This is a genomic window from Geodermatophilus aquaeductus (assembly GCF_900182545.1).
GTDB classification, from domain to species: Bacteria; Actinomycetota; Actinomycetes; order Mycobacteriales; family Geodermatophilaceae; genus Geodermatophilus; species Geodermatophilus aquaeductus.
Window position 1 is genome coordinate 339,772 of the sequence record NZ_FXTJ01000002.1, and the last position, 18,580, is coordinate 358,351.

21 protein-coding genes are annotated in these 18,580 nt (G+C 75.5%); 13 read left to right on the forward strand and 8 right to left on the reverse strand.

Translation table 11 applies throughout. From position 1 onward, the window contains the following. Positions 1-110: 110 nt before the first annotated feature. The 9 genes from FN207_RS06745 to FN207_RS06785 all read left to right on the forward strand — a co-directional run bounded on the left by FN207_RS06745 (position 111) and on the right by FN207_RS06785 (position 7,696). Positions 111-1,430 carry a reverse transcriptase family protein gene (locus FN207_RS06745; RefSeq protein WP_142457554.1) on the forward strand — a complete coding sequence of 440 codons (1,320 nt, stop codon included), beginning with the start codon at positions 111-113 and terminating at the stop codon, positions 1,428-1,430. A gap of 380 nt (positions 1,431-1,810) precedes the next feature. Then, positions 1,811-2,092: a DUF1905 domain-containing protein gene (locus FN207_RS06750; protein ID WP_142457555.1), complete on the forward strand. Its 282-nt coding sequence runs from the start codon at positions 1,811-1,813 to the stop codon at positions 2,090-2,092. Continuing rightward, the gene (locus FN207_RS06755; RefSeq protein WP_142457556.1) at positions 2,089-2,487 is read left to right on the forward strand and encodes a DUF1761 domain-containing protein; all 399 of its coding nucleotides are present in this window, start codon (positions 2,089-2,091) and stop codon (positions 2,485-2,487) included. The genes FN207_RS06750 and FN207_RS06755 overlap by 4 nt, the downstream gene beginning before the upstream one ends. Before the next feature lie 166 nt (positions 2,488-2,653). Next, entirely contained in the window at positions 2,654-3,991 is a 1,338-nt protein-coding gene (locus tag FN207_RS06760; protein ID WP_142457557.1) for a PRC-barrel domain-containing protein, read from the forward strand. A gap of 131 nt (positions 3,992-4,122) precedes the next feature. Beyond that, positions 4,123-5,118, forward strand: coding sequence for a dihydroxyacetone kinase subunit DhaK (dhaK, locus tag FN207_RS06765; protein WP_142457558.1), 996 nt, complete (start codon positions 4,123-4,125; stop codon positions 5,116-5,118). Beyond that, on the forward strand, positions 5,115-5,753 hold the full coding sequence (gene dhaL, locus FN207_RS06770; RefSeq protein WP_246065831.1) for a dihydroxyacetone kinase subunit DhaL: 639 nt from the start codon (positions 5,115-5,117) through the stop codon (positions 5,751-5,753). Before dhaK ends, dhaL begins: the two co-directional genes overlap by 4 nt. Further along, positions 5,750-6,157, forward strand: coding sequence for a dihydroxyacetone kinase phosphoryl donor subunit DhaM (gene dhaM / locus FN207_RS06775; protein ID WP_142457559.1), 408 nt, complete (start codon positions 5,750-5,752; stop codon positions 6,155-6,157). The genes dhaL and dhaM overlap by 4 nt, the downstream gene beginning before the upstream one ends. 61 nt (positions 6,158-6,218) lie before the next feature. Continuing rightward, on the forward strand, positions 6,219-6,557 hold the full coding sequence (locus tag FN207_RS06780; RefSeq protein ID WP_142457560.1) for a hypothetical protein: 339 nt from the start codon (positions 6,219-6,221) through the stop codon (positions 6,555-6,557). Between the two features lie 32 nt (positions 6,558-6,589). Further along, a complete protein-coding gene (locus FN207_RS06785) occupies positions 6,590-7,696 on the forward strand; it encodes a winged helix DNA-binding domain-containing protein (protein ID WP_221888077.1) in 1,107 nt (368 codons plus the stop codon). Between the two features lie 8 nt (positions 7,697-7,704). On the opposite strand, the gene FN207_RS06790 is transcribed toward FN207_RS06785, so the two are convergent. The 6 genes from FN207_RS06790 to FN207_RS06815 form a co-directional block, all read right to left on the reverse strand. Next, on the reverse strand, positions 7,705-8,562 hold the full coding sequence (locus FN207_RS06790) for an SRPBCC family protein (RefSeq protein WP_142457561.1): 858 nt from the start codon (positions 8,560-8,562) through the stop codon (positions 7,705-7,707). 72 nt (positions 8,563-8,634) lie between these two features. Continuing rightward, positions 8,635-9,738 carry a fatty acid desaturase family protein gene (locus FN207_RS06795; RefSeq protein ID WP_246065832.1) on the reverse strand — a complete coding sequence of 368 codons (1,104 nt, stop codon included), beginning with the start codon at positions 9,736-9,738 and terminating at the stop codon, positions 8,635-8,637. Between the two features lie 92 nt (positions 9,739-9,830). Next, entirely contained in the window at positions 9,831-10,544 is a 714-nt protein-coding gene (locus FN207_RS06800) for a GAF and ANTAR domain-containing protein (protein WP_142457562.1), read from the reverse strand. Beyond that, entirely contained in the window at positions 10,541-11,293 is a 753-nt protein-coding gene (locus tag FN207_RS06805; RefSeq protein WP_185938222.1) for a GAF and ANTAR domain-containing protein, read from the reverse strand. Before FN207_RS06805 ends, FN207_RS06800 begins: the two co-directional genes overlap by 4 nt. Positions 11,294-11,381: 88 nt before the next feature. Next, positions 11,382-12,125, reverse strand: coding sequence for an ABC transporter permease (locus tag FN207_RS06810; protein ID WP_142457564.1), 744 nt, complete (start codon positions 12,123-12,125; stop codon positions 11,382-11,384). Then, positions 12,122-13,024: an ABC transporter ATP-binding protein gene (locus tag FN207_RS06815; protein ID WP_142457565.1), complete on the reverse strand. Its 903-nt coding sequence runs from the start codon at positions 13,022-13,024 to the stop codon at positions 12,122-12,124. Before FN207_RS06815 ends, FN207_RS06810 begins: the two co-directional genes overlap by 4 nt. 108 nt (positions 13,025-13,132) lie before the next feature. On the opposite strand from FN207_RS06815, the gene FN207_RS06820 reads away from it, so the two are divergent. Continuing rightward, on the forward strand, positions 13,133-14,290 hold the full coding sequence (locus FN207_RS06820; protein WP_142457566.1) for a sensor histidine kinase: 1,158 nt from the start codon (positions 13,133-13,135) through the stop codon (positions 14,288-14,290). After that, complete coding sequence (locus FN207_RS06825; protein WP_142457567.1) at positions 14,287-14,931, forward strand: response regulator; 645 nt, start codon at positions 14,287-14,289, stop codon at positions 14,929-14,931. The genes FN207_RS06820 and FN207_RS06825 overlap by 4 nt, the downstream gene beginning before the upstream one ends. 34 nt (positions 14,932-14,965) lie before the next feature. On the opposite strand, the gene FN207_RS06830 is transcribed toward FN207_RS06825, so the two are convergent. Continuing rightward, positions 14,966-15,550: a hypothetical protein gene (locus FN207_RS06830; RefSeq protein WP_142457568.1), complete on the reverse strand. Its 585-nt coding sequence runs from the start codon at positions 15,548-15,550 to the stop codon at positions 14,966-14,968. Between the two features lie 141 nt (positions 15,551-15,691). Further along, complete coding sequence (locus FN207_RS06835) at positions 15,692-16,468, reverse strand: N-acetylmuramoyl-L-alanine amidase (RefSeq protein ID WP_246065833.1); 777 nt, start codon at positions 16,466-16,468, stop codon at positions 15,692-15,694. A gap of 243 nt (positions 16,469-16,711) precedes the next feature. Here FN207_RS06835 and FN207_RS06840 point away from each other — a divergent pair, with 243 nt between their 5' ends. Next, positions 16,712-17,785 carry a hypothetical protein gene (locus FN207_RS06840; protein ID WP_142457570.1) on the forward strand — a complete coding sequence of 358 codons (1,074 nt, stop codon included), beginning with the start codon at positions 16,712-16,714 and terminating at the stop codon, positions 17,783-17,785. 174 nt (positions 17,786-17,959) lie between these two features. Further along, positions 17,960-18,577 carry a hypothetical protein gene (locus FN207_RS06845; RefSeq protein ID WP_142457571.1) on the forward strand — a complete coding sequence of 206 codons (618 nt, stop codon included), beginning with the start codon at positions 17,960-17,962 and terminating at the stop codon, positions 18,575-18,577. Positions 18,578-18,580: the final 3 nt, after the last annotated feature.

Below are 18,580 nucleotides of genomic sequence, written 5' to 3' on the forward strand. Positions count from 1 at the left end.
ATCGGCACCACCCGCCGGACGGCGCGCTCCGCGCACGCAGCGGCGGCTCCCACGGGGAGTGGCTGCCCGTCCCGCCGCGCACCCCGGTGACGGCGTCCCGTCGTACGGCGGTGACCGCGTCCGGCGTCGCCACCGCGTTGCTGGCCGGTCCGTGGCGGCGGCGGGAGGCGGTGCGCCGGGTCGCCGTCGCCCTCGGGTACGCGCGGGCGCCGCGCTGGGTCGGCACGCTGGTCGGCGAGGTGCTCGACACCTACCGCGAGGCCCCGGCCGACCGGCCGCGCGAGCTGGCCGCCTTTCTGGCGACGACGACCGGCTGGGCGCGCGGCCGGGCCGCCGACGTCCCGCCGCGGGTGCGCCGCCGAGAGCCGGTGCCCACCCGCGTGGTCCGGCGGCGGTCCGGACTGACCGAGGTGCCCGACCTCGCGGCCCTGGCCCGGCTGCTCGACGTCGACCAGGGCGAGCTGGCGTGGTTCGCCGACGTCCGCGGCCTGGAGCGCACCACACCGGACGAGGCGCTGCGGCACTACCGCTGGCGGGTCCTCGAGCGCCCCGGCGGCGCGCGCCTGGTGGCCGCGCCCAAGCCCCGGCTGCGCGAGGCGCAGCGGCGGGTGCTGCGGCACCTGCTCGCGCCCCTGCCGGTGCACCCCGCCGCGCACGGCTGCGTGCCCGGGCGGTCGGTGCGCACCGCCGCGGCGCCGCACGCCGGGGCCGACGTCGTCGTGTCCATGGACCTCGAGTCCTTCTTCGCCAGCGTGCCGGCCGGTCGGGTCTGGGGCGTGCTGCAGGGCGTCGCCGGGCTGACCGAGCCGGTGGCGCACGCGGTCACCGGGCTGGCGACGACGGTCGTGCCCGCCGCCGTGTGGCGCCGCGTGCCGGTCGGTCCCGACCCCGACCGGCACGCCCGGCTGGGTCGCCGGCTCGCCGCGCCGCACCTGCCGGTCGGGGCGCCGACCTCCCCGGCGCTGGCCAACCTGGTGTGCGCGCGGCTGGACCGCCGGCTGGCCGGGCTCGCGGCGTCGGCGGGCGCCGTCTACACCCGCTACGTCGACGACCTGACCTTCAGCGGCGGCGCCGTCCTGCGCCGGGACCGGTTCGCCGTGCGGGTCGCCGCCATCGCCGCCGACGAGGGCCTGCGGGTCAACCCCGCCAAGACCCGCGCCGCGGGCAGCGGCCGCCGGCAGCAGGTGCTCGGCGCCGTCGTCAACGTGCGGCCCACGCTCCCCCGCCCCGAGCGGGACGCCCTCCGCGCCCTGCTGCACAACTGCGCGGTGCACGGCTGGCGCTCCCAGGTCCGCGACCGCGACCCGGCGACCTTCCGCGACTCCGTCCTCGGCCGGGTGGCGTGGGCCGGCTCGGTCGACCCGGTGCTCGGTGCCCGGCTGCGGGAGCTGGCCGCGCGGATCGACTGGGACGGACCCGGGACGGCATGATCGCTGCCGTCCCCCGCTGACCCTCGAGAGGGCAACCGTGTCCGCACCTCCCTCCCGGCCGGCCCGGAACGCGCTCGACGGCAGGGTCGCCGTCGTCACCGGCGCCAGCAGCGGCATCGGCGCCGCGACGGCGCGGTCGCTCGTGGCCGCCGGCAGACGGTGGTGTTCACCCTGACGCTGCCGGCCACCACCAACGTCGCGGAGATCTCGCTGCTGAGCACCCGCAGCGGCTGACGCGTCCCCCGACGGACCGTCATGTGCACCGGCGGCGCGTTTCGCGTGGAGCGCCGCGCCGCAGGTGCACATCACCGTGGCCGGCATCGACGAGTTCCGTCGACGCGACGGGTCTCCCCTGCACACACCGGTGCGAGGAGGCAGACGTGGACGAGCGGTTCCGAGCGACCCTGCAGAAGAGCCCGGCACCTGGCGGGTGGACCTACCTGGTCTGGCCGGAGTCGGTGCGCGTCTTCGGCACCCGTGGCCTGGTGAAGGTGGCCGGCACCGTCGACGGCGCGCCGTTCCGCAGCTCGTTCATGGCGATGGGCGACGGGACACACAAGCTGCCGGTGGCCGCGGGGATCCGCCGCTCGATCGGCAAGCAGGCAGGCGACGAGGTCGAGGTGCACCTGCTCGAGCGGATCACCGGAGGGACGGCGTCGTGAGCGCCGTGTCCTCGCTCCGGGTGGGCGCGGCGGCCGGCGCGGCGTTCGTGGCCAGCTCCGCCTGGTACGCCGCGTTCGGCGACCGGCTGGCGCGACTCGACGACGCCTACGCCGGGCCGTCCCCGTCGCCGGCCGTCATCGCCCCGGTGGAACTGCTGCGCAGCGGCGTCGTCGCCACCGCGGTGTCCGTCCTGGCCGACCGGCTGCCGGCCCGTGGCCCGCGCGGGGCGCTGGCTCTCGGGGCCGGGCTCTGGGCCGCGTTCCCCGCCGTGCTCCTCACCGGGTCGGTGGTGCACGAGAAGGTCCCCTGGCAGCAGGCGGCGATCCACGCCGGCGACTGGCTGGCGAAGCTGCTGCTCGTGAGCGCCGTCGTCACCGCCCGCCGCCCGGCCTGAGCGTGTGCGCTGACGCTGCGTCCCGGCACCCCGGACACGGCGTCGGCGCACACGCTCGTCCTCGACCTGGGACTTCCTCGGTTCGGCGCGACCGGCTTGGGTAGGGCGCGAGGACGGCAGCGGCCGGGCCATCCGGGTCCGGTCCCGGAGGTGTGGGGAGACGACCATGGCACTGCCCGATCGGGACTCGGTACGGGACTGGGTGGGCAAGACGGTGGTCGACCGGCACGGGGCGGAGATCGGCACGGTCACCCACCTGCTCGCCGACGAGGACACCGGCGCTCCGGAGTGGCTCTACGCCGACATGGCCGGCACGACCGTCGTCGTCCCGCTGTTCGACGCCACCGAGGCCGGCGACCGGGTGCAGGTGGTCGTCGACCGCGGCCTGGTCGACGGCGCCCCGCGCTACGGCGAGAGCCGCGAGCTGACCACCGACCAGGAGTCGGCGCTCTACCGCCACTACGGCATCGAGACCACCACCGAGACCTCCGACAGCCTGCTCCCGGCGCCCGACGCCGACGTGCCCCCGACGACGGCGGTGGCCGCCACCGACGGCGCGACCGCGCCGCCTCCGGTCGCCACGCCCGCGCCGGTCAGTGCGCCGGCGGGCGACACCCAGGAGGTCGAGGAGCTCCCGCCCCCGCCGCCGGTGGCGCAGCCGGGCGACCGTGACTTCGGCCGCGCCGAGCAGACCGGCGGGCGCTCGACCGCCGGGATCGCCGGTGCCGTCGCGGCGGTGCTGGCGCTCGGCGGCGTGGTGTTCTCGCTGCGGCGTCGGCGGCAGCGGCCGGCCGTGAAGGTGTCCCGCAGCGCCCGCCGGACGGGGCGCAAGGCCACGAAGGTCTCGCGCGGCGCGCGCCGCACGGGACGGCGGGCCGCGAAGCGGGCGCAGGCCGTCCCGGCGACCGGTCGCGCACGGGTGGAGCACCTGGTGGCCGCGGCCGCACCGGCGGTGGCCCACGCCGCGCAGTCGGTGCGCGAGGCGGCCCTGACCGGCGCGTCCGTGGCGGCGCCGACGGTGGCGAGGACCGCCCAGTCGGTGCGCCAGGCGGCGATGAGCGGCGCGTCCGCGGCGGGTCCCACGGTGGCCGACGTCGCGCACCGGCTCGGCGAGGCCACCCGCTCGGGCGCGTCCGCGGCCGGGCCGCTGCTGGCGACCACCGGGCACGCGCTGCAGACCGGCGCGACCACCGGCGCCGAGATCACCCGGCAGGTCGTCGAGGCCGGGAGCGAGCTGGCCGCCGCCGCGCTGTCGAAGGCGGCCGAGGCCGGCGCCGAGCTCGGCTCGACCGGCCTGCGCGCGGCCATGAGGGTCGGCGGCGCCATCGAGTCGGTGCCCGAGGAGGTCGCCGAGGCCGGTCACCGCATCAGGAAGACCGGTAAGCGGGCCGCCCGGCTCACCTCGCTGGGCCTCGGCGCGGGCGCCGGCTACGTCGTCGGCACCCGCTACGGCGACTACGGGCAGATCCAGCAGGCCGCCGCGCGCCTCACCGGCCGGGGCTGACCGCACGAGCTCCCGGTGCGGCTCCGAGCCGCACCGGGAGCCGGCGGCGGTCCGGACTCGTTGTGCTGCCGATCACACACCCCTAGCCTCCGGGACGGTCCCGCTCGTCCCCCCGAGGTCAGGTGCATCCGATGAAGAAGCTCATCAACGACCCCGCCGACGTCGTCTCCGACGCCCTGCGCGGGATGGCCCTGGCGCACCCGGAGCTCCGGGTCGACCACGAGAACCGGGTGGTGTTCCGTGGCGACGCGCCGGTCCGCGGCAAGGTCGGCATCGTCTCCGGCGGCGGCTCGGGGCACGAGCCCATGCACGGCGGGTTCGTCGGCCGCGGGATGCTCGACGCCGCCTGTGCCGGCGAGGTGTTCACCTCCCCGGTGCCCGACCAGATGCAGGCCGCGACCGCGGGCGTCGACGGTGGCGCCGGCGTGCTGCACATCGTGAAGAACTACACCGGCGACATCATGAACTTCGAGATGGCCGCCGAGCTGGTCGCCGCCGAGAGCGGGATCGAGGTGGCCACCGTCGTCGTCGACGACGACGTCGCGGTCACCGACAGCCTCTACACCGCCGGCCGCCGCGGCGTGGGCACCACGGTGCTACTGGAGAAGATCGTCGGCGCGGCCGCCGAGGAGGGCCGCCCGCTCGCCGAGGTGGCCGACCTGGCCAAGCGGGTCGACGACGCCGGCCGCAGCATGGGCATGGCGCTGACCTCCTGCACGGTGCCGGCCGCCGGGACGCCGACCTTCGAGCTCGCCGACGACGAGATGGAGATCGGCATCGGCATCCACGGCGAGCCCGGCCGCCGGCGGGTGAAGGTGGCTCCGGCCCGTGAGGTGGCCGAGATGCTCATCGAGCCGATCCTGTCCGACCGCATGTTCACCGACGGCGTCATCTGCTTCGTCAACGGCATGGGCGGCACCCCGCTGATCGAGCTCTACGTCGTCTACGCCGAGGTGGCCGCGATCCTGGAGCGCTCGGGCATCCGCATCGCGCGGTCCCTGGTCGGCCCGTACATGACCAGCCTGGAGATGGCCGGCTGCTCGGTCACCCTCCTGCAGGCCGACGACGAGCTGCTGCGCCTGTGGGACGCGCCCGTCGTCACCCCGGGCCTGCGGTGGGGGGCGTGAGCGTGGCGGTCGGCACCGACGACCTCACCGCCTGGCTCCGCCGCTTCGCCGAGGTGGTGCACGAGCGCCGCGACGAGCTGACCGCGCTCGACGCCGCCATCGGCGACGCCGACCACGGCTCGAACATGGACCGCGGGATGGCCGCCGTCGTGGCGGTGCTCGACGACGCCCCGCCCGCCGACCCCGCCGGCCTGCTGAAGAAGACCGGCGCCACCCTGGTGAGCAAGGTCGGGGGTGCCAGCGGCCCGCTCTACGGCACCTTCTTCCTGCGGATGGCCGGCGCCGCGGGGGACGGCGACCTCGACGACGCCGCCGTGGCCCGCGCGGTGCGGGCCGGGCTCGAGGGCGTGGTCGCGCGCGGCAAGGCCGAGCCCGGTGACAAGACGATGGTCGACGCGCTCGGCCCCGCCTGCGACGCGCTCGACGCCGCGGTGGGTGCCGGGAAGCCGTTGGCCGACGCGCTCGCCGCGGCCGCGGAGGCCGCCGTGCAGGGCCGCGACGCGACCGTGCCGATGGTCGCCCGCAAGGGCCGCGCCAGCTACCTCGGCGAGCGCAGCGCCGGGCACATGGACCCCGGCGCGACGTCGGTGACGCTGCTGGTCGAGGCGGCCGCGGCCACCCTGGGGCGGCCGTGACCGTCGGGATCGTCGTCGTCTCGCACAGCCGGGCCCTGGCCGACGCCGCGGTGGAGCTGGCCCGGCAGATGCTGCCCGGCCGCGAGCTCGCCGTCGCCGTCGCCGCGGGGACCGAGGACGGCGGGCTGGGCACCGACGCCGCCGCGGTGGCCGACGCCATCGGGCAGGCCGACTCCGGCGACGGCGTCGTCGTGCTCATGGACCTCGGCAGCGCGGTCCTGTCGGCGGAGACGGCGCTGGAGTTCCTCGACGACGACGTCCGCGAGCGGGTGACGCTGTCGGCGGCGCCGCTGGTGGAGGGGCTGGTCGGGGCGGTCGTGGTGGCGGCGTCGGGGATGACGCGCGCGCAGGTGGCCGCCGAGGCCGAGCGCGGGCTGGCGCCGAAGCAGGCGCACCTGTCGTGACGGCTGGGACGGGCGTGACGACGGCGTCGCGCCGCGGTCCCGGCCGGCCGATGAGGTGATCATGCGCGCCAGCCACGTCGCCACCGCCGCCGCCATCGCCACTGCCGCCTTCACCGCCGGCCTGACCGCCGCGTCCGCGCTGCACCGCCGCGCCGGCCGTCCGGTCCCCTCCGTCGAGACCGTCACCGAGCCCGCTCCCCAGCAGCTCCCGGCCACCGTGGAGCGCGACGCCGTCGTCCTCCCCTTCCCCCTCCCGGCCCTGCCCGCCGAGCAGGTGCCCGCGCAGCCCGCCAGGCCGGCCCGCTGTGGTGACAGCGGCGGTGTGACGAAGGCCGGGACGCCGTGCGGCGCCCGGGCCACCGGCGGCGGCCGCTGCCACCACCACCCGCTGGCGGCCTGAGGACCGTCACACCCCCGGGGTAGACAGCGGGGGTGGGCGCGCGCCGGGGAGCCGAGGTGCTCGGCCGGCGCGCGCTCAACCGCGCCACGCTCGCCCGGCAGCTGCTGCTGCGGCGCGCGGACCTCGACGCCCTCGCCGCCGTCGGGCACCTGGCCGGACTGCAGGCGCAGGAGCCGCAGGAGCCGCACGTCGGGCTGTGGTCACGGCTGACCGGCTTCCGGCCCGCGGAGCTCGACGGCCTGCTGGAGTCCCGGCGCGTGGTCCGCACGCAGCTCATGCGCCGGACGCTGCACCTGGTCACCGCCGAGGACTGCCTGCGGCTGCGGCCGGTGCACCAGGCGATGCTGGTCGCCCGGGCCACCGGCACGCTCGGTCGGCGGCTGCCCGGGGTGGACCTCGCCGAGCTCGCCGCCGCGGCGGAACCACTGTTCGCCGCGGAGCCGCGGACGCTGCCCGACGTCGGCCGCGCGCTGGCCGGCCGCTGGCCCGGGACCGCCGCGCGCGACCTCGGCGACGTCCTGTCCAGCCTCCTGCCGCTGGTGCAGACGACGCCGCGCGGGCTGTGGCGGCGGCAGGCGCCGGCCCGGAACACCACGGTGCGCGCCTGGCTGGGTCGCGACCTCGCGGAGGGGCCCCACGACGACGTCCTCGACGACCTGGTGCTGCGCTACCTGCGCGTGTACGGGCCGGCCGCGACCGCCGACCTGCGGGCGTGGAGCGGGCTCAGCGGCCTTCCGGCGGCGGTCGCGCGCCTCCGGCCGGGGCTGCGCTCCTTCCGCGACGAGCGCGGCCGCGAGCTGCTCGACGTCCCCGACGCCCCGCTCCCCGACCCCGGCGAGCCCGCGCCGGTGCGCTTCCTGCCCGCCTTCGACAACGCCGTCCTCGGCTACGACGACCGGTCGCGGATCGTCGCCGACGAGCACCGCGGGCTGAGCGTCACCGGCGCCCGGCTGGTGCTGGTCGACGGCACGGTGGCCGCCACCTGGACCGCCCGGGAGCGCGAGGACGGCGGGGTCGCGGTGAGCGTGCAGCCGCTGCGACCGCTCTCCCTCGCCGAGCGCGGCGAGGTCGGGGCCGAGGCCGCCGACCTCGCCGCGTTCCTGGGGGACGGCGCCCCCGGGACGGTCGAGGGGATCTGACCGACCGGCTACCGCTGGCTGCCGCCGCCGACCATCGGGTCGTCGCCGTCCCGGCGGACGCCGCGCTCGACGCCCTCGGTGGAGGACCCGGCGGTGTAGCCCTCAGGGTCGGACTCCTCGACCAGCACGTCGTCGCGCACGATCGCGTCCGGCGGCGGCTGCTCGACGACGGTCACCTCCTGCGGCTGGACGACGCCCTCGGCGGTCTCCGTACCGGGCCGCAGGCCGGTCGTCTCCGTCTCCTGCCGCGTGCCGCCCGACGAGCCCGACGTCGCCGCCGCGACCCCGGCCACCGCCGCCCCGGCCACCGCGGCGACGCCGGCCGCCACGGCCGTGCCGGACACGCCGGCCTTGCCGCTGTCGCCGCGCGAGCGGTAGGCGGTGTCGGCCGTGGGCGTGCCGACGTCGAGCCCCTCGTTGACCGAGCCGCGCCAGGCGCCGGTGGCGTACCCCTGGCTCTCGACGAGCGCCTTGAACCGCTCGAGGTCGGACCGGACCTGCCGGTCGACGATGCCGAGCTTGTCGCCGACCTGCTCCACGACGCCCTCGGGCTCGTACTCCAGCTCCAGGTACACGATCGTCGAGCCGGCGCCGGCGGGCTCGAAGCGGACCGCGCCGGCGTTGGTGGCCCCGCCGGTGGCCGCCCAGGCGACCTTGCGGTCGGGTTCCTGCTCGAGGACGGCGGCCTCCCACTCGCGCCGGACGCCCGCGATCTCGGCGACCCAGTGCAGGCGCCGGTCGTCGAGCTGCCGGACCTCCTTCACCCCGCCCATGAAGTGCGGGAAGTCCTCGAACTGGGTCCACTGGTCGTAGGCCGTGCGGACCGGTACGTCGACCTGGATCGACTTCTCCACCTTGGTGGTCATCGCCATCCTCCTCCGTCGCAGGACGCTGCCCGAGGGGATGTGACCGGCGCCACTACGGCGCAAACCCGGAGGTCAGTTGCGCGCGTTCGCCACCAGCGGGCAGGTGAAGGGGTCCCGCTCCCCCAGCCCGACCCGGTTGAGGTACCGGACGACGATGCGGTACGAGGCGACCAGGCTGGTCTGGGTGTAGCCGACGCCGACCTCCCGGCAGAACGCCCGCACGATCGGCTGGGCGCGCCGCAGGTTGGGCCGCGGCATGCTCGGGAAGAGGTGGTGCTCGATCTGGTAGTTCAGCCCGCCCATCGCCAGGTCGGTCAGCGGGCCGCCGTCGATGTTGCGGGAGACGAGCACCTGCCGGCGGAGGAAGTCCACGCGGGCGTCCGCCGGCACGATCGGCATCCCCTTGTGGTTGGGCGCGAACGAGCCGCCGAGCAGCACGCCGAAGAGGCCGAGCTGCAGCGCGAGGAACGCGGCCGCCTTGCCGGGCGGGAGCACCAGCAGCAGGACCGCGACGTAGCCGGCCAGCCGGCCGACCACGATCGTGAGCTCGACCCGCCGGAACCGCAGATCCCGCCGGGCCTTCAGCACCTGGAGGCTGGCGACGTGGAGACTCAGGCCCTCCAGCAGCAGCAGGGGGAAGAACGCCCAGCCCTGCCGGGCCGCGAACCAGGCCCCGAACCCGCTCCGCGCGGCGACGACGGCCGGGGTGAACGCGACCACGCCGGGCGCGATGTCGGGGTCGCGGCCCTCCTGGTTGGGCGCGCCGTGGTGCCTGTTGTGCTTGTGCGCCCACCAGCCGGCGCTGAGCCCGGCGAAGGCGCCGGCCATGATCCGCGCGGCCCAGTCGTTCCACCGCGCCGAGGCGAAGACCTGCCGGTGCGCGGCGTCGTGGCCGAGGAAGCCGAACTGCGCCGTGACGGCGGCGAGGGCCGCCGCGACCAGCAGCTGCAACCAGGTGTCCCCGAGCAGGCCGAAGGCCACCCACACACCGGCGAAGGCGCCGGCCGTGAGCAGCATGTGCGTCCAGTACCAGGCGTACCGGCGCCGGAGCAGGCCGGCGTCCTGCACCCGACGGGACAGCTCCGCGTAGCTGGTCGTCTGCCGCGCCGTCCGGGGACGGCGGACCGCTGCCCCGCCGGTGACGGGGAGCGACGGGTCGATCGAGGTGGAGGTCACTCAGGCGCCTTCGTCGGACGGGACGGGAGAACCGCGCCGGGTCCGGGGCAGCACCGCCACGGTAACCCCGCGGGACTCCTCCCGCCGGGGCGTCAGCGACCGAGGCGCAGCCGCCCGTGCACGACGGCGTCGGCGACCGCGGCGAGCGGCATCCCGTGGCGCCGGGCGTGGTCCCGCAGGGCGGTGAACGCCTGCCCGACCTCCAGGCCGCTGCGCTCGGCGAGGACGCCCTTGGCCTGCTCGATCAGCACCCGGCTGTTGAGCGCGCCCTGCAGCTGCTCGGCCAGCCGGTCGCGGGCGCGCATGCTGCGCTCCTGGAGCAGGCCGATCGTGCCGATGTCGGCGAGCGCCCGCGCGAGCTTGGCGTCGGCGGCGCCGAGTGCGCCCGGCGCCACCCGGAAGACGTTGAGCGCGCCGATCACCTCGTCGCGCAGGCGCATCGGCACGGCCTCCGCGGAGGCGAAACCGGCGGCCTCGATGCGCGCGGTGAACGCCGGCCAGGCCGATCGCATCGCCTCGGGGTCGGGCCGGCTCACCGCCACACCCGTGCGGAAGGCGTCCAGGCAGGGGCCCTCCTCGTTCTGCAGCTCGAACAGCTCCAGCAGGCGGACCTCGTGGCTGGAGGCGGCCATGACCTCCAGCCCGCCGCGCTGGTCGGCCAGCATGATCCCGCCGGCGTCGGCGTCGAGGAGCTCGACGGCGCGCTCGACGAGGACGTGCAGGAAGTCGAGGACGTCGAACTCCGCGACGAGCGTGTCGGCCAGCTGCACGAACGCGTCGGCGATGAGTTCCTCTCGGGCGGTCACTCGGGCTCCCCTCCTGGGCCGGGGCCCGTGTCACGGACCTGCGTCCCGGTCTCACTGTCGTGGAATCGGAGCCGGCGTGCCACCACGTCGCCGGCGACGTCGGCGACATCGCGGTCGTCGGCCCACGCCTGGGCCCGCAGCGCCCGCAGCGCGTCGGCGACGTCCACGTCGAGCTGTACGGCGACCATGCCGGCCGCCTGGTGCACGACCGCGCGCCGCTCGGCGAGGTCGGGCAGGCCGGCACCGCCGGTCGCGTCGTCGCGGCCCTGCAGGTGCAGCAGCACCGCGACGGCCGCGTCGGCGTAGGCGACCGCCTCGGTGAGGTGCGCGTCCTGCAGCGGTCCGGTCTCGGCCCGGTAGAGGTCGAGGACGCCGAGCGAGACGGCCCCCACCTGCAGCGGGAAGGTGAACGCGGCGGACACCCCGGCCCGCCCGGCGCCGCGCGCGAAGGCCGGCCAGCGGGCACCGCCGTCGTCGACGAGGTCTGGGCACAGCACCGGGCGGCGCGAGCGGGCCGCCTCCGTGCACGGGCCCTCGCCGAGGGAGAACTGCAGGTCCTCCAGCTCGCGGCCGACGCCGGGCGTCGCCGCGACGACGCCGTTCATCCCGGTGGCGTCCACCAGGGCCAGGCCCACGCCGCTCACCGCGGTCGAGCGCCGGCAGTCCTCGACCAGGCGGTCGGGCCAGGACGCCGACGGGCCCGCGGCCACGAGCGTGGCGAGGATGCCCGCCACCCGCGCTCCCGCCACGTCGCACGTCCGTCCACTCGGTGCCCAGGGCGAGCCGGCCGGCCCGTACGGGACCACTCTCCCAGGCCCCGCCCCCTGCCGGGCCTCCTCACGCGTCCCGGCGGCGCAGCGCCCACCACGCGAGGGCGACGGCGGCGGCCGCCCAGAGCGCCAGGATCCCCAGCCCGGCCACCGGCCCGAAGACGTCGATCGGCCGGCTGTGCAGGCGCACCGCGACCGCCCCGGCGCGGTCGGGGAGGAAGACAGCGGCCCTCTGCAGGCCGGGGACCAGCTCCAGCAGCGGCGAGAGCAGGAAGAAGAACGGCACCAGCAGGCCGAGCGCCCCCGCCTGGTCGCGCAGCAGCACCCCCACGGCCATGCAGACGACGGCGAGCAGCGTCGGGTACAGCGCCGCCGCGACCGTGGCCCGCAGCATCCCGGGCGTGGCCAGCGAGACCCCCGGCGCGCCGAGCACCGCCTGGGTGAGCAGCAGGGTGGCGACGGCGGTGACGGCCGCCGTCCCCAGCACGAGGACCGCGCCGACGGCGAGCTTCGCGGCCAGGAAGCGGCCCCGCCGCGGCACGGCGACCAGCGAGGTGTGCACGGTCTGCCGGGCGTACTCGCCGGCGGTCAGGAGCACGGCGAGCACGATGACGGCGACGTGGCCGAAGTTCAGGCCGTAGAAGGCGATCGTCCCCGGGTCGTAGTCGGGCTCGGCGGCCTCGGCGGCCCCGACCGAGGCGACCACGCCCACGCCGATGCCGGCGACCGCGACGACGTAGGCCAGCAGGGTGAGCCACGTCGACCGCAGCGTCGTCGCCTTGACCCACTCGGCGCGCAGCGCGGCGGTCACGCGGCCGCCTCCGGGGCCGGCGCGGTGAGCCCGAGGAAGGCGTCCTCCAGCGAGCGCACGTCGGCGCCGAGCTCGGTCAGCGGGACGCCGTGCCGGGCGGCGACCGCGCCGACGCGCGCGGCGTCGACCCCGGCCACCCGCAGCGCGCCGTCGTCGTCGTCGCGGGTGACGGTGGCACCGGCAGCGAGCAGCAGGCCGCGCAGGCGCTCGGGCTGCGCGGTGCCGACGCGCACCCGGCCCACGGTGTGCTCGGCGAGGAAGGCCGGCAGGGGCGTGTCGGCCAGCAGCCGGCCGGAGCCGACGACGAGCAGGTGGTCGGCGGTCCGCGCCACCTCGGCCATGAGGTGGCTGGAGACCAGCACGGTGCGCCCCTCGGCGGCCAGGCCGCGCAGGAACGCGCGCAGCCAGCGGATGCCCTCGGCGTCGAGGCCGTTGACCGGCTCGTCGAGCAGCAGCACCGGCGGGTCGCCGAGCAGCGCGGCGGCGATGCCCAGCCGCTGCCGCATGCCGAGGGAGAACCCGCGGACCCGGCGGCCGGCCGCCTCCCGCAGGCCGACCAGGTCGAGCACCGCGCGGACCCGGTGCGCGGGCAGCGCGTTGCTGGCGGCCAGCCAGCGCAGGTGGTCGCGGGCCGTGCGCCCGGGGTGGGCCGCGCTGCTGTCGAGGAGGGCACCGACCGCGCGCAGCGGCCGCTCGAGGTCGGCGTAGGCGCGCCCGCCGATCCGGGCGGTGCCCGCCGTCGGCCGGTCGAGCCCGAGCAGCATCCGCAGGGTGGTGGACTTGCCCGCCCCGTTGCGCCCGAGGAAGGCGGTGACGGTGCCCTCGGGGACGTCGAAGGTGAGGTCGTCCACCGCGACGACCGTGCCGTAGCGCTTGGTGAGCCCGCGTACCTCGATCACGGCGGAACGGTCGCGCACGGAGCCGGCCGCCCGCCTCCCCCGCGGGGTCCGTCCGCCTCCCTCCCGAGCGGGACGTCACGGCCTGCTGTGGCGGGCCATGATCGGCGGGTGCGCGGCGCCCTCTCCTCGCTGACGGCCAGGTCCACCTGGACGCGCGCCGTGCACCTGGTGCTGGGCGCCTGGGTCGCCGTCGCCTGCGCGCTGGTCTGGCCCGGCCTGGAGGACTCCGCGCCGCGGACCCTCGCCGGCCTCTACCTCGCCCCGCTGCCGCTGCTGGCGCTGCTGGCGTGCGTCCCGGCGGTCCGGCGCAGCGAGGGGGTGCAGGCCCGCGCGCTGCTGCTGCCCGGCGACGACGAGGTGACCGTCGAGCCGGCGCGCACCTGGTCCGAGCGCGGACGGCTGCTGCTGTGGCTGGTCGCCCGCGTGGAGCTGGGCGTGCTCGCGGCGGAGCTGACCGCGCTGGCGGTGTGGGCGGGGGCCGCGCTCCTCACCGGCTCCCGGGTGTCCGCCGTCGCGGGGGTGCCGCTGGCCGTCGTCGTCCTGCCGGCCTGGGCACTCGCCGTCGCCGGGCTCGGCGCGCTGACCGCCGCGGTCGCCCGGCGCCTGCTGTCGCCCTCGCCGGCCGAGCGGCTGGCCGCGCAGCGGGCGCGCACCGAGCGGCTGCTGGAGCGCACCCGGCTGGCCGCCGAGCTGCACGACTCGATCGGCCACGCGCTCACCGTCACGCTGCTGCAGGCCGGCGCCGCCCGCGACGTCGCCGGCCGCGACCCCGCCTTCGTCGACCGCGCGCTGGCCGCCATCGAGGACAGCGCCCGCTCCGCCGCCGCCGACCTCGACCGGGTGCTGGCCCTGCTGCGGGAGACCTCGCCGGCGCCCGCCGCACCGACGCTGGCCGACGTCGGCGGGCTGGTGCACGCGGCGGAGGCGGCCGGCGCGCGGGTCGACGCCCGGGTCGACCCCGCGGTGGCCGGGCTGCCGGAAGTGCTCTCCCGCGAGGCGTACCGGATCGTGCAGGAGGCGCTGACCAACGCGCTGCGGCACGCCGGGCCGGTGCCGGTGCGGCTCGACGTCGGGGTGGACGGCGGCGCGCTGCGGCTGGCCGTGCGCAACCCCGTCCCCGCACCCGTGGTCGCCGCCCGCGGCGGCGGCAGCGGGATCCGCGGGCTGCACGAGCGCGCCGCCGTGCTCGGCGGGACCGCGCTGACGGGCCCGGACGGCGACGACTGGCGGGTCGAGGTCCGGCTTCCGCTGGGCGGGCCCGCGTGACGATCCGCGTGCTGCTGGTCGACGACGAGGAGCTGGTACGCAGCGGGCTGCGCGCCGTCCTCGACGCCCGGGACGACATCGAGGTGGTCGGCGAGGCGGCCGACGGCGCCGTCGTCGTGCCGCTGGCCGCCCGGCTGCGCCCCGACATCGTCGTCATGGACATCCGCATGCCGCTCGTCGACGGCATCCAGGCCACCCGCGACCTGCGGCGCCGGCTGCCGGAGCCGCCGCGCGTCCTCGTCGTCACGACCTTCGGCGAGGACGAGAACGTCTACGCCGCGCTGGCCGCCGGCGCCGACGGGTTCCTGCCGAAGCGGGCCCGGCCGGCCGAGATCATCGATGCCGTCCGCGTCGTCGCCCGCGGCGAGAGCCTGCTGTTCCCGGCGGCGATCCGGTCGCTGGCCGCGCGGCACGCGCCGGCGCCGCCGGGCCGTGCCGCGCCGGAGCTCACCCCGCGCGAGCGGGAGATCCTGCTGCTCGTGGCGCGCGGGCTGTCCAACGGCGAGATCGCCGGCGAGCTGTACCTGGGCCTGCAGACGGTGAAGACGCACGTCAGCGCGCTGCTGCGCAAGCTCGGCGCCCGCGACCGCACCCAGGCCGTGATCGCCGCCTACGAGTCCGGCCTGGTGCCGCTGCCCTGAGGCCCGAGCGTCGTCCGGCCGACGTTGGGCAGCGTCAGTAGTACGACGGCATGTACTGGGCGACGTCCGCCCAGACCGTCTCGCACGGGATCCCGTCAACGTCCGCGTCCATGAGTCCGGGACTGCCCCAGAAGAACCAGTAGTCGACCGCGTTCTTGGGTGTCAGTCCCAGACCTGCCAGGTCCGCACAGCGGAGGCCACCGGGCAGTGCACCGATTTCCCCGAGCGACGACGCCGCCGTTGCCAGCAACCAGGTGTACAGCGGCTCCGGATACTGGTTCGCGACGTCGACCATGACCTGGAACCCGCAGGAGTCGACGACATCGATCACAGCATCAGTCAGAGCGCTCAACGAGGCGGCCGAACCGCTGGTCGACGCCTCTCCTGATGGGAAAGCGGCGCGTGCGCGGGCGTCGAAGGCGGCCATGGCGTCCGGTAACGGGGCACAGATCAGTCCGACGGGCGTCGTCGTCTCGTCGGGACACCCGTCGTCTGCAAGGCACGTCGGTTGGGCACCGCCCGCGAACGGCGACTCTTCACCGTCGGACGACACCCGGGGCACCTCCAGGGTGGACGCCGATCCGTGCACCGTCGTCGAACAGGCGACGAGCACCGACACGCTGATGGCGGCACCGAGGACAGCCGGCAGGGCGCGCCGCACATCAACCCCCGAGGTAATCAGTGAACGGGAGGACGTTAGACGCTTGAGCGGCTGTCGGTGGTCAGGGCAAGCAACGCATCACCTCATCGGGTCGCAGGATCATCGTGCGACCAGGTAGGCGACGACTCCCTGAGCGATTCCCTGCGCTGCCGACTGCCGCCATGCGGGGTCTGACACAGCCGCCGCGTCGTCTGCGTTGCGCATGTTGGCGCACTCGATGAACACCGCAGGGACTCTCGCGAGATTCAACCCCGCCAGGTCGTCACGTCGGGTGAGCCCTGGCTCCTCCAAGGCGCCGGGATAGGTCGCGAGAGTCTGTTGCGTGGCGGCTGCAAAGGCCGTACCCAATTCGGTGGCCACCTTGTGGGACGCGTCGAGGATGGCGGCGTTGCCCCCATCGGGGGCCAGCGCCGGCTCGATGACGTGGAAGCCCTCGACACCTGCTGCGGCACCGTCGGCGTGGATGGACACGACCACATCGGCAGCTGTGTGGTTGGCGAAGGCGGCGCGCTCGTCGACACAAGGCCCGACGCCCGAGTCCTCGGTGCGCGTCAGGAGCACGGTCATGCCCTGCTGGCGGAGCAGGGCTGCCGCGCGTTGAGCGACGTCGAAGGTGAACTCGTGCTCGGCGTAGCCGGCGTCCGTCGATGTGCCCGTTGTGTTGCACGGCTTGGTGAATCCGCCCGCCGGAACCGGACGATTGATGACCTCCGGGGCCGACGCGTTGCCCCCGTTGTGGCCCGGGTCGAGGACGACGACCGCGGGCGGGGCCGACGGTGCTGCTGGCGTGGGGGACGAACGCTCCGGGCTCGGCGTCCCCGTTGCCGAGACGGGAGAAGCCGACGTCCCCGCCGGCGCGGACGCGTCCGAGACCATGCCCGAGCACCCGGCGAGTACGCCACTGATCAGGAGTGCGTGGCTGCCCAGCGACCTGCGTCGCGCCATAAGCCGTCCTCCATCGATCGCTCCGATTCCGCGTAGACCCGTCGCCGGACACCAGAGGTCTCTTCGGCATGCGATGTGGACCGCTAAAGCTGCCGCTGAACACCCACCGCCGCAGGATGGGCCCTAACCGCGTCGTCGGGGGCGCGGGTCGACGTGGTCTTCTGGAGATGCCGTATGGCCCTGCTGGCCGACCTTGCCACTCGCATCGATGCCCTGCGGAAGGAGACAACCGGCACGGAGGCCCTCGGCATCCTGCTACGTCGGCCAGAGACCGCCCGCGCCATGGTCGCCGCCGTCCGGGTCGGAGCACCTCACCTGCCACCGGAGATCCGTTTCTCCACCCAGGTGGCCAAAGCGGATGGTCGACCGGACGTCGTGGGCAGCGACGACCGACGCGAGGTCCTCCTCATCGAGGGGAAGTACTGGTTCGGCTTCACCCCCGCGCAGGAGCAGGGTGCTTATCTAGATCGCCTGCACTCGGCTTGGAGGCGGCAGGCCCCGGGAGACGCTCACGTGGGAGCACTCGTCTTCGTCGTACCGAGCCGCCGCGTCATCGAGGTCCAGGACAAGGTCCGCGGCTTCTACGCCCTGTCCGAGTGGCGAAGTGCAGGGGCGTGGTCCTTCGCCAACGACCCACGGGGCGTCGTCGTGGCCGTCTGCTCGTGGCAGCAACTCCTGGACGGCCTCCTGGTAACGGGCGACCCTGAGGTCGTCTCGGACTGCCGGCAACTCCGAGCGCTCGTCGATGAGATCGACCGGCACGCTTACGTCCCCTGGTCAGAGGCCCAACTCGGCGATCGCGACACTCCGCGCCGCATCTACCAGCTCGTGAACTTAATCGACAACGTCCGTGGCCGAGCATTGCGGCAGAGAATCGCCACCCATTCAGGAGGCCGTCACACCAGCAAGTACGGCACCTTGTCCTACGGCAAGGTACTCACGCTCGGCGGGGTACCGGCCGTTCTCGCCGTCTCCCCATATCAATGGGACAAGTACGGGGAGAGTCCCATCTGGTTGAGGTTCCGGGCGGGCTCCTCCCTCGCTCGTGAGGCGTTCGGGGACCTGTGCCGAGCCACCGGTGACGGCGTCGCGATCCCCGTGCCGATGGCCACCGATCTCCCGGAGGAAGAGGTCGTGCAGGTGATGGTCCAAGACCTGGACCGGATGCGGGCCAAGCTGGAGGAGGTACGGGAGCGCCGCGACGCCCCACCCATCGATGACGACTTCAGCGACGAGGACGACCAGTGAGCGGACATGTCGCAGGACCCTGACGTCCGTCAACTCAAGGGCCGCTTCCCGTTCGGTCGACTGTCAGGGAGGTGTGAACCACGGAGGTTCCCTGGCGCAAGGGCCTTCGTGCTCGGTGTCTACCCGTCGGCGCTACATGTCCGATGGACGCACCCGCGCTTCCGCATCGCCGCTGTGGCGGTCGACCAGGAGCCGTGGCCGTTCTGGGACGGCCGTGACGAGGGCGAGCGTGTCGACCGCTGGTGCGAGGCAGTCGATTGGCGGGAGGAGTGGGGGCGCGCCTCGCCGGTGGGACGGATGAACGGCTCCTCGGGACGGGTCGTCGACGAGCGCGTCCTGGCGCCACTGGGTCTGGATTTCAACAGCGTCTGGCTCACCGACGTTCTCCCGTTCTTCCACGTTCACCGCGGCCCTGGGACACAGGGCGCCGCGATGGCCGAGCGGTATGACGTGTTCGCGCGGGAGCATGGGCTGCCTGAGCACTTACTGCCCGACCGACCATCACCAGCGCGGCTCGTCGAACAGGCGCTCCGGACTGAGTCCCAGCGACTCGTCGACGAGCTCATCGAGAGCCGCTCCCCGCTGCTCGTCACTCTGGGAGACGAGGCACTGGCCGTCGCGGCCGCGCTACTCACCGGTGGACTTCCCCGCCGGCTGACCCGCACCGGCTACGGCAGTCGCCACCGTGTCGACCTCGGAGGACGAACGCTCGACGTCCTCCCGCTGGTGCACCCTGGGCAACGAAGTCAGCTCTGGGCGCGGACACACGACGACTGGATCGCGTCCCTCTGACGA